This is a genomic window from Dellaglioa sp. CoH-57-MRSF-18, assembly GCF_056781995.1.
Map to the genome: position 1 here is coordinate 1 of NZ_JBXAXX010000170.1, position 319 is coordinate 319.

General features: G+C 53.9%; 1 protein-coding gene. It reads left to right on the top strand.

What is annotated here, in order from left to right:
• Positions 1-286, top strand: a 286-nt coding sequence (locus AC1RPG_RS08595) for a hypothetical protein (protein ID WP_481762569.1), incomplete at its 5' end; no start/stop codon positions are given.
• Between the last annotated feature and the right edge of the window lie 33 nt (positions 287-319).

A 319-nucleotide genomic window follows, 5' to 3' on the forward strand; every position in this document is an offset into this window, starting at 1 on the left:
GGGTGGTAGTCTCCATCGCATCACTGCCGTATTCGAAGAAGGCACACGCATCGAAGGTGATTGGTCAAGTTACGACGCGCCCGCGTTCATAACTGATCATGATTTGGGTGAAGAGGGTGGCCTCAGCAGCGGCTATATCGCTCACACTGCCTACTTCATGGGCATGGTGCCGACCATGGTCCGCTACCATCCCGTGGATTACGAGGAAGGTGGCACATTTATCGAAGACGGCAGCGGCAAAGATGTCGAATATGCCGAAGACTACCCGGATGCGGAGCCAGAATGAACCTGCATGATGAACTATCACTCGACCTGATTC